Source organism: Anaerolinea thermophila (genome assembly GCF_020723905.1).
Classification (GTDB): domain Bacteria; phylum Chloroflexota; class Anaerolineae; order Anaerolineales; family Anaerolineaceae; genus Anaerolinea; species Anaerolinea thermophila_A.
Genome location: NZ_DYHZ01000001.1, coordinates 368050 through 382008, shown reverse-complemented (window position 1 = coordinate 382008; position 13959 = coordinate 368050). Strand labels below are relative to the sequence as shown.

Here is a 13959-nt window from a genome sequence, read left to right as displayed (position 1 = left end):
GGGCGAAGGGGAATTATACTGATGAATGGGGAGTCTGTCAAGCGCCGTTTTGGGCAATGTGGCGGACAATCTGACTGGCGGCGCGGTACAGCCGGTCCCGAATAGCCAGCCCCAATCCGGCAGTACCAAAATCGCGCACCAGAATCACGTCCATACCGGCTTCGTCCATGGCGCGCATTCCGGCATACAGGTTGCGTGCAACGGTCCCCGGGTCGTTCAGCGAGCCCAGTGCCAGCCGCGCCATGGCAGGAAATTGTGTTTCCAGCCATGCCAGGTCTTCATCGGCGATCAGCGCTCCTACCCGCGCTCCAGATTGTTCTGCCTGGGTGACAAGATGGGCAAAGGCTTCCTGCAACCCCTCGTTCTGAGGAATTTCCACAAGGATTAAGCGGGCATGGTGAGGGGCGTAGTGTTTTTCCAGCAAGCCCGGTGATGCCTGCGCTTCCTCTTGAGAGGCTTTGCGTTCGAGCAAATCAACCGGTCCCAGAACTGCCTCGAGGGCTTCGCGGGAGACGCCCCCCGGACGCAGAATGCGCGGCACAGCGGTGCTGATATCCAGCACGGTCGATTCCACACCGATCGGCGTGGCGCCGCCATCCAGGACCATGTCAATACGCCCTTCTAAGTCCCGCAACACATGCCCTGCGGTGGTGGGACTCACGCCGCCAAAACGGTTGGCGGAGGGTGCGGCAATGGCTAATCCGCTGACCCGTAACAGCGCCTGCGCCACCGGGTGAGATGGCACCCGCACAGCGACGGTATCCAACCCGGCGGTTACCGAAAGGGGCACCTTTTCTCCACGGGGCAGGATGAGCGTCAGAGGACCGGGCCAGAAGTGTTCTGCCAGAGTGGAGACCACATCCGGGATGGACTTTACCACCATGGGGAGTGCCTCTACTGCCGGAAGATGTACGATGAGCGGGTCGGTTGCAGGGCGCCCTTTGGCTTCAAAGATGCGCTGGACGGCTCTACCATCCAGGGCATTGCCGCCCAGCCCGTAGACGGTTTCGGTGGGAAAAGCCACCAGCCCGCCGCTTTTCAGGCATTCAGCGGCTTCCTGAAGAGCATCAAGCGCCGGCGCGCATGGGTCAACGGGTATACATCGCGTCACGTGCCCAATCATACCAGCACGGACGTATTTTCGCAAACTCCATCAGCGCAATTTACGGAAATCGCCCTCTCGAACGGTGATGCCGATGGCGTCCAGGTGTTCCAGAAAGCCCAGGGCATATTTCCGGGTGGTGTTCAGGGCATCGCGAAACTCAATTACGGTCAGGGTGGGGGAATGCTGAAAGTGGCGTTTGACCCAGTCCAGCATGGCGTCGTAGTCCTCTTTGCGAAAGACCACCTCGGGGGAAACCTGCACCAGTCTGCCGCTTTCCACCAGAGCCTGATAGATTTCTTCGCCCACTTCTGCCTGTGCTTCTTTAACCGAAGGGGGGGTGAAGGGAGCGGAGGCAAACCGGTTCATCAGGCCAGCGATGAGCGTTTGTTGCTGAGGGCTGAAGCGCACCTGAAACTCTGGCAAAGCCAGAAAAGATGCCTCCTCGCGGAGATGGCCTTCCTGTAACCAGCGTCTCAGGCAGGCATTGAATACCCGTGCCGACATTTTCAGACGGCTTTTCAGTTCCTCGCGAGGAATGCCGCGTCTTAATGGAAAACGCGCGTGGAATGCCTGCATTTCTTTGCGCAGACGGTTGCATTCGTTTTGCCAGTGTTCCTGAGTAGCCGCCAGCAGGTCGCATTCCGGGGAGTAAGCGCCTTCTTCCAGCCCAATCAGTGCCTTTTGATCGAACAGGTCTTGCAGAGCCGGCGCCAGACGTTCAGCGCCCAGGCGGGTACGGGTAAGGGTTTCTCGAACCGACGCAATGCCCGCGCGTTGAAAGGCTTCAAGGATGATTTCAGCAGGATTGCCCTCTCGCAGGGCATGGAGCCGCTGAAGAACTGTTTCATCGAACCGCCGGTACAGTTTTGCCGGGTGCGGATCCAGCACCTCGCCGCCACCCAGGGTTTCGGCGGGCGAGGGGCGCCGCAGAATGTAACGGTCGCCGCGCACGGTTACCACCGGTTCGCGCAAGACCAGTTGAAGCCAGCCTTCTTCGCCGGGGTTCAGCACATCGTTTCCCAGCAGACGTACCCGCGCAATGACTTCGGAACTACCGAGGAACAGTTTGACTTCGCTGGAATGGCGTAGAGGCAGTTCGAGATCGGGGAGCAGGCGAAAATGGACGTCCAGCACCTGCGAGGGCTGGTACGTCCCCGGGTGGGTGACCACCTGTCCGCGGCGGATCTCTTCCATATTTACCCCGCTGATGTTGATGGCGGTGCGGCTTCCCGGGACGGCAATTTGCTCTTTCATCTTGTGGGTTTGCAACCCGCGGATGCGCCCGCGCAGTCCGCCCGGCAGGATTTCTACCTCATCGCCGACCCGAAAACTTCCATCCAGCAGGGTGCCGGTGACAATGGTGCCAAACCCGGAAATGGTGAAGACGCGGTCAATGGGCAGGCGGGGGCGTTTGAGGTCCGGGCGGGGTGGTTGTTGCGCCAGACAGGCTTCCAGAGCGGTGATGAGGTGGGGAAGTCCCTCTCCCGTGCGGGCAGAAACTGGAACAATGGGAGCGTTTTCCAGGACGGTGCCGCGCAGGGTGTTTTGTACGTCTGCACGCACCCATTCCAGCCATTCAGCGTCAGGAGCGAGGTCGGCTTTGGTCAGCGCAATGACCCCTGCAGGAATTTGAAGCAAATCCAGGATGGCAAGGTGTTCGCGGGTTTGCGGCATGATGCCTTCATCTACTGCCACAACGAATAATGCCGCATCAATACCACCTACCCCTGCCAGCATATTTTCGATGAAGTCGCGATGCCCCGGCACGTCCACAATCCCAACCGCCTCACCTGAGGGCAGGGTCATCCAGGCAAAGCCGAGATCAATGGTCATCTCCCGCTCCTGCTCTTCCTTCAACCGGTCGGGGTGAATGCCGGTGAGGGCGGCAACCAGCGTGGATTTGCCATGATCAACGTGCCCGGCGGTGCCAATGACGCGCATGTCTTCTCTTAACTGCTACGACCGAAGGTGCGGTCGTATTCCTCCATCCACTGGTGTGTAAGCGCCAGTAGAGTCTGCAGGCGTTTCTGCGTTTCCAGCGTAATATTGTGCAGGGTATCGTTGATGTCCTGTAAAGCGTCCTGTAAAGCCGTCAACTGATCCTGAATGCGTTCGTTCTGGCGGGCGCTTTCGCGCAGTTGTTCTTCCTGCACCAGGGTGTAATTCGTCCAGCGTTTCTGATCGTCGGCGCGGAAGGTCATCCATTCCTGGCGGAACCGCTCTTCCGTGAGGCGCTGCATTTCGGTAATCTCATTGATGCGACGCTCAAACTTTTGGGTGATTTCCTCAAACGCTTCCTGAGCGCGTTTAACCGCGCGATGGGTCGTGTCCAGTGCCTGTGCCTGCGAATCGAGCCCCTGAGCCAGCCGCTCGATGGCTTCAAACCGCGACTGCCAGTCTTTCCAGATGCGTTCGCGCTCAACCTGTATCATGTTCACTTTATCGATGAAAGCAGTCTGTGCCTGGCGTCGTTCGCTCTCGGCAGATTGGATTTCGGTCAGGCGGGTTTCCAGTTTTCGACTACCATCGGCGAGCAGTTCCACTTTGCCGCGCAGTTCTTCCAGCCGTTTCCGAATGGCAGAGACCTCTCCCTGCAAATCGGTCATACGTTTGGTTTCCTGCCGCTGGGCTTCTTCAATGAGTTTTTGCGCCCGGCGGTACTCTTCTTCGGAGCGTCGGGACTCGACCAGTTTGACTTCCAGTCCTTCGATCAGGCGGGAGAGGCGGAAATCTTCTTCCACCCGCGCCTGAAGGTTTTTGCGCAGTTCGGGCAGAATTTCGATGTTCTTGCGCAGTTCGCCGATGGCGCGGTTGAAGGTATCCAGATCATCCTGGCGCACTTTTTCCATGTCACGGTTGTACTCGGCGCGCAAGCGTTCAATGTTCTCAATGGTACGGGTAAATTCACTGCGCACCTGAAGAATGGCGGCATCCAGTTGATCAAAACGGCTTCCAAGGGTGCTCAGCCGGGCAACTTCTGCTTCCAGTTCTTTAACCCTGCCCTGGACGTCGGGCAAACCGGCTTCCAGGTTTGCCAGCCGCTGTTCCAGCGTGTCAATGATGGCTTTGTCTTTGCGGCGCTCGCCTTCCAACCATTCGATTCGTTTCTGTAATTGTTCAAGATCCATGGGGGTGTTTTCCTGTCAGGGGTACACGAGTAGATTTGCAAATCGGTCAGGGAAAATTATACCTTATTCGTTGCAGTGCGTGTTCAGGGTATGGAATATTTTGCCTGTGCTACAATCTTCTTATTGTTGAGTGCGTACAGGAGGTCTGGTTCATGGAATATCGTTTGCTTGGAAAGACAGGTGTGCGGGTCAGCCAGTTGTGTTTTGGCACGATGACCTTTGGCGGGGATGCCGATGAAGAGACTTCCGCGGCGTTGTATCGTCGTTGCCGGGATGTGGGCATTAATTTTTTCGACTGCGCCAATGTGTATAACGGCGGCAAATCCGAGGAACTGCTGGGGCGTTTCACCCGGGGGCATCGCCATGAGGTCATTCTGACCAGCAAGGTGTATTTCCCGCCCAGTCAGGATGTCAATGCCCGTGGGGCAACCCGCCGGAACATTTTGTTGAACATTGAGCAAAGCCTGCGTCGGCTGGGCACCGATTATCTGGATGTGTATTTCATTCACCGCTTTGACGAACTGACCCCGCTCGAAGAAACGCTGCGGGCGCTGGATGATCTGGTGCAGGCGGGCAAGGTGCTTTATCTGGGCGCCAGCAACTTCGCCGCCTGGCAAATTGCCAAGGCGCTGGGCATCTCGGCGCGCTATGGGTGGGCGCCGTTTGCGGTCATCCAGCCTATGTACAATCTGGTCAAGCGTCAGGCAGAGGTGGAAATTCTCCCCATGGCGCTTTCGGAAGGGTTAGGGGTGATTCCTTACAGCCCGCTGGGAGCCGGTTTGCTGACGGGGAAATACGGCGCCACCACTCGCCCTGAACAGGGTAGACTGGTGGACCATCCCATTTATCAGGTACGGTACAGTGATGCATGGATGTATGAGGTCGCCGAGCGTTTTGTGCGCTTTGCGCGGGAACGAGGTTTTTCTCCGGCGGCGCTGGCGGTGGCGTGGGTGGGCAGTCATCCCGCGGTAACCGCTCCCATCATCGGTGCCCGCAATCTATCTCAACTGGAAGATTCGCTTCAATCTTTGAACATCCAGATGACTCCCGAACTGCGGGCTGAAATTTCTGCGCTTTCTCCGGAGCCGCCGCCAGCCACAGATCGTACGGAAGAAGCCCGCGGAAAGGGTATGTAAGCGATATATCAGAAATTTATTAAAGAAAAGACACTCTGCTTGACGATGACCTTTGAGCATGGTATGATTGTTTTCGATAATTTAGCACTCTACCCGCTAGAGTGCTAAATTTAGAGTGAGAACCATGAACCGGGAACCAACCGAACGACAAAAATTTTTGCTGGCGCTGGTGGTGCATGAATATGTGCGTACAGCCATGCCGGTGAGTTCGCTTACCCTGGTGGAGCAGTACAAACTGGATATGTCCTCTGCCACGGTGCGCAACGAACTGGCGGCGCTGACCGAAATGGGCTACCTGCGTCAGCCGCATACTTCGGCGGGGCGGGTGCCTACCGAAGAGGGCTATCGCTTTTTTGTGGGTCGGTTGATGCAGGAAACAGCCCTTCCCGATTCCATGCGACACACCATTACCCATCAGTTCTATCAGATGGGCACGGATGTGGAGCAGTGGATGCGCCTTGCCGCCAGCGTGCTGGCGCATCAGTCCCGTGCCGCGTCTCTGGTGACCGCTCCTCATCCGGAGCGAGCCCGCCTGAAGCATCTGGAATTAATCTCCACCCGCGGGCGTCAGGTGCTGATGGTGCTGGTCATCGTCGGTGGCGAAATCCGTCAGCGCATCCTCACCCTCTCGGAGCCGGTGCCACAGGAGAAACTTTCTGAGGTGGCAGATCGGATTTCCCGTCAACTGCAAGACCGCGACGCCGACAGCATTCGCGCCCTGCGTAGTCACTTTGACGGGCTGGCATACGACATCCTGGGCTACGTCATTGACGACCTTTACAAAACCGAACGCACTATTTCGGGAGAAATCTTTACCGATGGCTTGACCAATGTGCTGGCAGAGCCGGAATTTTCCAATTCCGAAGAAGCCCGTCGAGCGTTGCGTCTGCTGGAAGAACGCACCCTGTTGCAGGAACTGCTGGCTCGCACGGTATTTGCAACCAACGCTGTAGGTGGCGTTCAGGTGCTGATCGGCGGTGAGGGCACCTGGGAAGATCTCCGGCAGAGTTCGCTCTTATTGACCCGTTACGGGGTGCCGGGGCAGGCGACGGGTACGCTGGGGGTGCTGGGACCGATGCGGATGGCGTATGGACGTACCATTTCCACGCTGCGTTTTCTGGCTGGATTGCTCAGCGATCTGGTCGCTGAAACGCTGGTGGAAGATGAACATCATACCAACTGACACAATGCGTGGGTGATACCATGAGCAAACGGAGTAAAACAGTGAAACAGGAAGAAATGAAACAAGAAGCGGAAGGCGTTGTGCCGGAAGCCCAACCTGCCGCTTCGCCGAACAGGGAGCAGGGATCTCAACCCGCCGAGACAGCGGAAAAAGACGCCTTAAAAGAAGAGGTTGAAGCCCTGCGCGAACGCGTCAGGGCGCTGGAGGAATACATCCGCGAACTGGAAGGGAAACAAAAGGAGTATTTCGAAGGCTGGGCGCGTGAACGGGCAGATTTTTCCAATTACAAACGGCGCATTGAGCGGGAACAGGCAAGTTTGACCCAGAATATTACTGGCGAAATCCTCAAGAAGTACCTGCTTATTCTGGATGATCTCAGCCGTGCGATGAAGATGCGTCCCAGGGATGGCGAAGCTGCTTCCTGGGCAGATGGGATTGAACTGATCTATCGCAAACTGCAGAGCATTCTCGATGCCGAAGGGATTCATCGCATCCCCGCTGAGCAGGAGATGTTTGACCCCATGCGGCACGAAGCCATTACCTATGAAGACAGCCCGGATCACGAAAGCGGGCAGATTATCGAAGTGTTGCAGGATGGGTATACACTCGGAGACCGTGTTTTACGACCCGCAAGGGTGCGAGTTGCGCGATAGGAGGCATAATTTACCATGGGAAAAATCATTGGAATTGATCTGGGAACTACCAACTCTGTGGCTGCCGTCATGATGGGCGGTGAGCCGGTCGTCATTCCTTCGGCTGAAGGGGAGCGTCTGGTGCCTTCGGTGGTGGCGTACAACAAGAACCACGAACGTCTGGTTGGACGTCCCGCGCGTAATCAGGCCATCATCAATCCGGAGAATACCATTTTCTCTATCAAGCGCTTTATGGGGCGCAAGTATGATGATCCCGAGGTCCAGCGCACCATCAGCCGTGTTCCCTACAAAGTGACCAAGGCTCCCAATGGGGATGTGCGCGTTATTTTGGACGGGCGCGAGTACTCGCCTCCGGAAATCTCCGCCATGATTCTGGCGAAAATCAAAGCCGATGCCGAAGCCTACCTGGGCGAGCCGGTAACTCAGGCGGTGATTACCGTCCCGGCGTACTTCAACGATGCCCAGCGCAATGCCACCAAAGATGCCGGAAAGATTGCCGGTCTGGAAGTCTTGCGCATCATCAACGAGCCGACCGCCTCTTCTCTGGCTTACGGGTTGGATAAAAAGAAGAACGAGGTCATTGCGGTGTACGACCTGGGCGGCGGAACCTTCGATATTTCCGTCCTCGATGTGGGCGATGGTGTCTTCCAGGTGCGTTCCACCAGTGGGGACACCTTCCTGGGCGGCGATGACTTTGACCAGCGCATCATGGACTACCTCATTAATGAATTCAAGAACGAGACGGGCATTGATCTGCGCAATGACCGGCAGGCGCTCCAGCGTCTTAGGGAAGCCTCTGAGAAGGCAAAGATTGAACTCTCCAGCATGTTGCAGACCGAGATCAACCTGCCTTACATTACTGCCGATGCCACCGGTCCGAAACATCTCGTCATGAGTCTCACCCGCGCCAAACTGGAGCAACTTACCGGCGATCTGGTCGAGCGCACGCTCGAACCGGTTCGCCGCGCTCTGGCGGATGCCGGTTTACAGCCCGGCGACGTGCACGAGGTGGTGCTGGTGGGCGGAATGACCCGCATGCCGGCAGTCCAGGAAGCCGTGCGCCGTATGTTTGGCAAGGAGCCTCACAAGGGCGTTAACCCCGATGAGGTCGTGGCTGTGGGTGCGGCAATTCAGGCGGGCGTGCTGGGCGGCGAGGTGAAAGACATCCTCTTGCTGGACGTTACCCCGCTGACCCTCTCCGTAGAGACGCTGGGTGGTGTGGCTACCCCGTTGATTGAACGCAACACCACCATTCCCACCCGCAAGAGCCAGATTTTCTCCACCGCTTCGGATGGACAAACTCAGGTGGAAATCCACGTGGTACAGGGCGAGCGTCCCATGGCAGCCGACAACAAGTCGCTGGGGCGCTTTATTCTGGATGGCATTCCGCCTGCCCCGCGCGGCGTCCCGCAAATCGAGGTCACATTCGACATTGATGCCAACGGCATCCTCAAGGTGACCGCTATGGATAAGGCCACCGGTCGCAGTCAGCACATCTTCATCACGGCGTCTTCGGGCCTCTCCGAAGCCGAGATCGAGCGCATGCGCAAGGAAGCCGAAGCCCATGCAGAGGAAGACCGCCGCCGTAAAGAGTTGATCGAAACCCGTAATCAGGCAGATAATGTCATCTACACCGCTGAAAAACTGCTCCGCGAACAGGGAGAGAAGATCCCTGAAGACTTGAAGAAGCAGTTAAATGAGCAAATCGTTCAGGTGCGCAATGCCATGAACAGCGACAACATTGCCGATATCCGCTCCAAATCGGATGCATTGATGCAACTGGTGCAAAAAGTGGGCGCCAGCATGTATCAGGGCGGTACGCCTGCGGGTGGAGATGGCTCCGGTGGTGGCACCGGCGAAACCCAACCCGGCGACAATGTTGTGGACGGCGAGTTTAAAAATCTGTAATCCATAAGACGGGATTCCTCTCGGGGTAAATCTGCCCTGAGGGGAATCCCTGCAATCATGATACAATTCAGCGAGTGGTCTTCTCTTTCAGGACCACTCGCTTAGTGATGACTATGACACAGAGAGATTACTACGAAGTTTTGGGTGTTCCGCGAACCGCCACCCCGGAGGAGATTAAATCTGCCTTCCGGAACCTGGCGCGTCAGTATCATCCGGACGTGAACAAAAGTCCGGATGCGGAAGAGAAGTTTAAGGAAATCAATGAAGCCTATGCGGTACTCTCGGATGCTGAAAAACGCGCCGCCTATGACCGCTACGGACATGCCGGTTTGAACGGCATGGGCGGAATGCCCGACTTTTCAACCATCGATCTGAGCGACATCTTTGAAGAACTGTTTGGTTTCGGCATGGGGATGGGAAGCCGGCGGTCCAGCCGCAATGCCCCCCGCCGCGGCGCCGATTTGAATGCCACGCTCACCCTCACCTTTGAAGAAGCCATTTTCGGCTGTGAAAAAGAGGTGGAGTTTACCCGCGATGAAATTTGCTCTGCCTGCCGGGGAAGCGGCGCTGAACCCGGAACTCGCCCACAGCGCTGTGTTACCTGTGGTGGGCGCGGCGAAGTGCGGCAGGTGCGGCAGACCATCCTGGGCTCGATGGTTCAGGTAATTACCTGTCCGACCTGCAATGGCGCCGGAGAGGTCATTGATACCCCCTGCCGAACCTGTCGGGGGCGCGGTCTGGAACGCAAGACGGTGCGAAAAGTGGTGGCAGTACCGGCAGGGATTGACAACGGACAGCAAATTCGCCTGGCGGGCGAAGGACAACCCGGCATTAATGGTGGTCCTAACGGCAACCTCTATATCGAAATTCAGGTCAAACCGCATCCCTTCTTCCGCCGCAAACAGGATGATATTCTGCTGAACCTGAATATCAATGTGGCTCAGGCTACGCTGGGCGCTGAGGTGGAGATTCCGACCATTGACGGGAAAACCACCCTGAACATCCCGCCGGGAACACAACCCGGCAAAGTTTTCACCCTGAAAGGCAAAGGCGTTCCTCACCTGCGCTCCAACGGACGCGGCGATCAACTGGTCATCGTAAATGTGGAAGTTCCCAGTCGTCTTACGCCGGAACAGCGGCGTCTGTTTGAGCAATTAGCCCAGACCCTGGGCAGTGAGGTCAAGCCGCAGGAAAAGAGTTTCTTTGAGCGCTTGCGAGACTTCTTCTAAAACAAACTATCACAGGGCGCTGGCGAAGCGCCCTTTAACTTTTCTCTTGAGAGGTGTGTATGTCCAATGCTCCCCACTGGCTGGAAGTGTCCATCACTGTTGATCCGGAACTGGGTGAAGCCGTTTCGGAAGTGCTGAGCCGTTTCGTCTCCGGTGGCGTGGTGGTGGAAAGTGCCGTACGGTACAACGATGCGGAAGATGAAGGTACCCCGTACGGTCCGGTGAAGGTGTACGGTTACCTTCCCATTGATGAACATATCGAAGAAACCCGCCAGAAGGTAACCGAAGCCCTGTGGCATCTTGGACAGATTCAACCTCTTCCGGAACCATCCTTCCGTACCATTCAGGACGAAGACTGGATGGCGGCATGGAAACAGCACTACCGCCCCATTCCGGTGGGAGAGCGTTTGCTCATTTTGCCCGCATGGATAGCGCCCGACCGCGGCGAGACCCGTATCCCGGTCAAGATTGACCCGAGCATGGCGTTTGGCACTGGCACGCATCCCACCACACAGTTGTGCATGGCTTTTCTGGAGGAGACGGTCATCCCCGGTCAGCCGGTGATTGATGTGGGCTGTGGTTCGGGAATTTTATCCATTGGTGCGCTGAAACTGGGCGCCAGCCATGCCCTGGCAGTGGATATTGATCAGGCGGCGGTGATTTCTACCCGCGAAAATGCCGAAGCCAATGGGGTGCTGGATCGGATGGAGATCGGGCAGGGGTCGGTAAGCGAGATTCTGGCGGGAAACTTCAGTCTTAAGCAAGCCCCGCTGGTACTGGCAAATATTCTGGCGCCGGTCATCATTCGTCTGTTTGATACCGGTCTGGCGGATCTGGTCAGCCCCGGCGGGACGCTGGTGCTTAGCGGCATTCTGGATACGCAGGCGCCGGATGTCTTGCTTGCCGCCGCTCAGAAAAACTTGAAGTTTGTCGAACAGCGTCAAATTAACGATTGGGTGGCGCTGCGTCTGATCAAACCGGCTTAAGCCATCAATGCAGAGATGAAAAAATCCCTCTCTCGAGCAGGCTGGAGAGAGGGATCTGTGTTTAACCCACAATCCTTACTCGGGGAAATTCCCTAAAATGTTTTCGATGCGCTCCAGCAAATCGTCATCGAGTTTTTCAGCAATTTCGGCGGCGCCCAGGTTTTCGTCCATTTGCTCCAGGCTGGATGCACCGGTGATGACCGCGCTGACCTCTTTTCGGCGCAGGATCCAGGCAATGGCAAGTTGAGCGGTGGTGGCGTCCAGTTCGCTGGCAAGTTCGGTGAGTTGCCGCACAATGGCGATGCGCTCCGGGGTGATTAAATCCCTCAGCCATGCCATGTTTTCCATGGATGCGCGACTGCCTGCCGGGATGCCCTCGTTGTATTTGCCGCTGAGGATGCCAAAGTACAACGGGCTGAAGGTGGTCAAACCAATGCCGTAATCCCGGCAAACCGGCGCGAGGAAGTTCTCCACCCGCTTGCGGTGGAACATGTTGTATTGAGGCTGTTCCACGCTGGGACCGATCAGGTTCAGGGCGCGTGCAACCCCGATGGCTTCCATGATCTGGTGCGGTTCCCATTCCGATGTGCCCCAGTAGAGGATTTTGCCCTGACGAATCAGGTCGTTCATCACCCATACCACTTCCTCTACCGGCGTATCCGGGTCGTAGCGGTGGCAGAAGTACAGGTCAAAGTACTCCACCTGCATGCGTTTCAGCGAGGCATGTACGGATTCCATTACATGCTTGCGGGAAAGTCCGCGCCCGTTGGGTCCCGGCATGGTGGGCCAGAAGACCTTGCTGGAAAGCACCAGCGCTTCTCTGGGCAAGCCACGAATGGCACGCCCCATGAGCACTTCGGCTTCTCCACCGGCATACACGTCGGCGTTGTCAAAGAAATTGATGCCCTGATCGTAGGCAGCATGGATGAGATCGGTGGCAGTTTTTTCGTCAACCTGATTGCCAAAGGTCACCCAGGCGCCCAGACTGATTTCACTGAGTTTGAGACCGGAACGTCCCATTCTGCGGTAGTGCATGTTATCCTCCTCGTGCAGGTGGAAAAAGGCAGGTTACATTTCTTCGCCGCTGCCAATTCCCAAAGGTTTCCATTTTTCCGAATCCGCACGCAGACGGTGCAGACCGCCGCCGCGGTTGTGCAGTTCGTCAAAGTGCTCGGGTTTGATGAACATGGCATCGCCGTCCAGTAAGCCGGTAATGCCCGTCTGCCCGGGTTCGGGGCGCTTGTTCTGGCAGTACGGGCAGGTTTTCGGGTCGTGAGGTTGATAGGTGATGGGCTCTTCGTAGGTCGTGATGTACCCCTCGTAGTTGCGCAGGATGATTTTATGGTCGGACATGCTGATGAGGTAATTGGGCATCACGGGAATCTTGCCACCGCCGCCAGGGGCATCCACGACGTACGTAGGCACGGCATACCCGGAAGTGTGTCCGCGCAGTCCTTCGATGATTTCAATGCCTTTGGCTACCGGGGTACGGAAGTGCCCTGCGCCTTCCACCAGGTCGCATTGATACAGATAATACGGGCGCACGCGGATGCGCACCAGGTCCTGCACCAGTTTGCGCTGGATGTGCACGCAATCGTTGACGCCTGCCAGCAGGACGCTCTGATTGCCCAGCGGCACACCTGCCCGTGTCAGGCGATCGCAGGCATCTGCCAGTTCCTGGGTAATTTCGTTAGGATGATTGACGTGAATGTTCATCCACACCGGATGATACTTTGCCAGCATATCGCAAAATTCCTGGGTGATGCGCTGAGGCAGGAATACCGGCACCCGGCTGCCAATGCGGATGATCTCGATGTGCTCAATTTCTCGCAGACGCTGGAGCAGTTCTTCCAGCAGTTTGGGTGCCAGCGTTAACGGGTCACCGCCGGAGAGGAGGACATCGCGCACCTGAGGGGTGCGTTTGAGGTATTCAATCTGCATCTCAAATTCGGCGCGGGAGAAGGTAGCGCTGGGGTCCCCCACAATGCGCGAGCGGGTGCAGTACCGGCAGTATGAGGCGCACTGGGTGGTCACCAGCATCAGCACGCGATCGGGGTAGCGGTGCACCAGTCCCGGCACCGGTGAATGGCGGTCTTCCGCCAGAGAATCTTCCATCATGCCGGTGAACGGCACAATCTCTTCCGCGCGGGGGATGACCTGCTTGCGGATGGGATCCTCGGGGTCATCCGGGTTGATGAGCGAGACAAAATAGGGGGTAATATCCACGCGGAATAATCCCTGTGTATTCAGGGCTTTGCGCTCGCTGTCGGTCAGGCGCAGTACCTGTTCAAAATCCTCCGCGCTGTTCAGGCGGTGGCTCAATTGCCAGCGCCAGTCATTCCATTTTTCATCGGGGATATCTCGGTAAATCGGGGCACGTTTATTGGCAGGAAATGCTACCGGGGACATGTGTACACTCCTTTGGCATAGAAATAAAAAAGAATGATCCGGAACATGAATCCGCTTCACGAAAGGCGCCTCCCCGGTGGCGGATCGTGATCGGGACGGAAGAATCCTAACGGTAAAGCGGTCAGGTACCACGCTCTCACGTTTTCATTGTACAAAATCTCATCCTTCAGGTCAAATTATTGGGAGGGTAACAAGGATACTGTTTTTGTACACATTCTTAAA

11 protein-coding genes are annotated in these 13959 nt (G+C 56.8%); 6 read left to right on the top strand and 5 right to left on the bottom strand.

Translation table 11 applies throughout. The features are described 5' to 3' along the window. Nucleotides 1-37: 37 nt before the first annotated feature. From LHF31_RS01585 to LHF31_RS01575, 3 genes are read right to left on the bottom strand one after another with little or no spacing between them, the layout of a single operon-like run. Nucleotides 38-1147: an L-threonylcarbamoyladenylate synthase gene (locus LHF31_RS01585; RefSeq protein WP_303773269.1), complete on the bottom strand. Its 1110-nt coding sequence runs from the start codon at nt 1145-1147 to the stop codon at nt 38-40. Between the two features lie 6 nt (nt 1148-1153). Continuing rightward, nucleotides 1154-3046, bottom strand: coding sequence for a selenocysteine-specific translation elongation factor (selB, locus tag LHF31_RS01580; protein ID WP_298009888.1), 1893 nt, complete (start codon nt 3044-3046; stop codon nt 1154-1156). Nucleotides 3047-3054: 8 nt separating this feature from the next. Then, a complete protein-coding gene (locus tag LHF31_RS01575; protein ID WP_303773268.1) occupies nt 3055-4233 on the bottom strand; it encodes a hypothetical protein in 1179 nt (392 codons plus the stop codon). Between the two features lie 152 nt (nt 4234-4385). On the opposite strand from LHF31_RS01575, the gene LHF31_RS01570 reads away from it, so the two are divergent. The 6 genes from LHF31_RS01570 to prmA all read left to right on the top strand — a co-directional run bounded on the left by LHF31_RS01570 (nt 4386) and on the right by prmA (nt 11328). Next, nucleotides 4386-5369: an aldo/keto reductase gene (locus LHF31_RS01570; RefSeq protein ID WP_298005891.1), complete on the top strand. Its 984-nt coding sequence runs from the start codon at nt 4386-4388 to the stop codon at nt 5367-5369. A 124-nt stretch (nt 5370-5493) separates the two neighbouring features. Beyond that, complete coding sequence (gene hrcA, locus LHF31_RS01565) at nt 5494-6552, top strand: heat-inducible transcriptional repressor HrcA (RefSeq protein ID WP_298005893.1); 1059 nt, start codon at nt 5494-5496, stop codon at nt 6550-6552. A 20-nt stretch (nt 6553-6572) separates the two neighbouring features. After that, nucleotides 6573-7205 (top strand): nucleotide exchange factor GrpE, encoded by a 633-nt coding sequence (locus LHF31_RS01560; protein ID WP_298005896.1) that lies wholly within the window; start codon nt 6573-6575, stop codon nt 7203-7205. A gap of 15 nt (nt 7206-7220) precedes the next feature. Beyond that, entirely contained in the window at nt 7221-9113 is a 1893-nt protein-coding gene (gene dnaK, locus LHF31_RS01555; protein WP_298005899.1) for a molecular chaperone DnaK, read from the top strand. A 113-nt stretch (nt 9114-9226) separates the two neighbouring features. Further along, the gene (gene dnaJ, locus LHF31_RS01550; protein ID WP_298005902.1) at nt 9227-10342 is read left to right on the top strand and encodes a molecular chaperone DnaJ; all 1116 of its coding nucleotides are present in this window, start codon (nt 9227-9229) and stop codon (nt 10340-10342) included. A gap of 59 nt (nt 10343-10401) precedes the next feature. Further along, the gene (prmA, locus tag LHF31_RS01545) at nt 10402-11328 is read left to right on the top strand and encodes a 50S ribosomal protein L11 methyltransferase (RefSeq protein WP_298005906.1); all 927 of its coding nucleotides are present in this window, start codon (nt 10402-10404) and stop codon (nt 11326-11328) included. A 75-nt stretch (nt 11329-11403) separates the two neighbouring features. On the opposite strand, the gene LHF31_RS01540 is transcribed toward prmA, so the two are convergent. After that, entirely contained in the window at nt 11404-12363 is a 960-nt protein-coding gene (locus LHF31_RS01540; protein WP_298005909.1) for an aldo/keto reductase, read from the bottom strand. Between the two features lie 33 nt (nt 12364-12396). After that, on the bottom strand, nt 12397-13737 hold the full coding sequence (gene ablA / locus LHF31_RS01535) for a lysine 2,3-aminomutase (protein WP_298005912.1): 1341 nt from the start codon (nt 13735-13737) through the stop codon (nt 12397-12399). Between the last annotated feature and the right edge of the window lie 222 nt (nt 13738-13959).

What these genes read in the sequence shown, in the direction of transcription:
- LHF31_RS01570 (WP_298005891.1), top strand. Translation starts at nt 4,386, where the DNA reads ATGGAATATCGTTTGCTTGGAAAGACAGGTGTGCGGGTCAGCCAGTTG.
- LHF31_RS01560 (WP_298005896.1), top strand. Translation starts at nt 6,573, where the DNA reads ATGAGCAAACGGAGTAAAACAGTGAAACAGGAAGAAATGAAACAAGAA.
- LHF31_RS01575 (WP_303773268.1), bottom strand. Translation starts at nt 4,233, where the DNA reads ATGGATCTTGAACAATTACAGAAACGAATCGAATGGTTGGAAGGCGAG.
- dnaK (WP_298005899.1), top strand. Translation starts at nt 7,221, where the DNA reads ATGGGAAAAATCATTGGAATTGATCTGGGAACTACCAACTCTGTGGCT.
- selB (WP_298009888.1), bottom strand. Translation starts at nt 3,046, where the DNA reads ATGCGCGTCATTGGCACCGCCGGGCACGTTGATCATGGCAAATCCACG.
- LHF31_RS01540 (WP_298005909.1), bottom strand. Translation starts at nt 12,363, where the DNA reads ATGCACTACCGCAGAATGGGACGTTCCGGTCTCAAACTCAGTGAAATC.
- hrcA (WP_298005893.1), top strand. Translation starts at nt 5,494, where the DNA reads ATGAACCGGGAACCAACCGAACGACAAAAATTTTTGCTGGCGCTGGTG.
- ablA (WP_298005912.1), bottom strand. Translation starts at nt 13,737, where the DNA reads ATGTCCCCGGTAGCATTTCCTGCCAATAAACGTGCCCCGATTTACCGA.
- prmA (WP_298005906.1), top strand. Translation starts at nt 10,402, where the DNA reads ATGTCCAATGCTCCCCACTGGCTGGAAGTGTCCATCACTGTTGATCCG.
- dnaJ (WP_298005902.1), top strand. Translation starts at nt 9,227, where the DNA reads ATGACACAGAGAGATTACTACGAAGTTTTGGGTGTTCCGCGAACCGCC.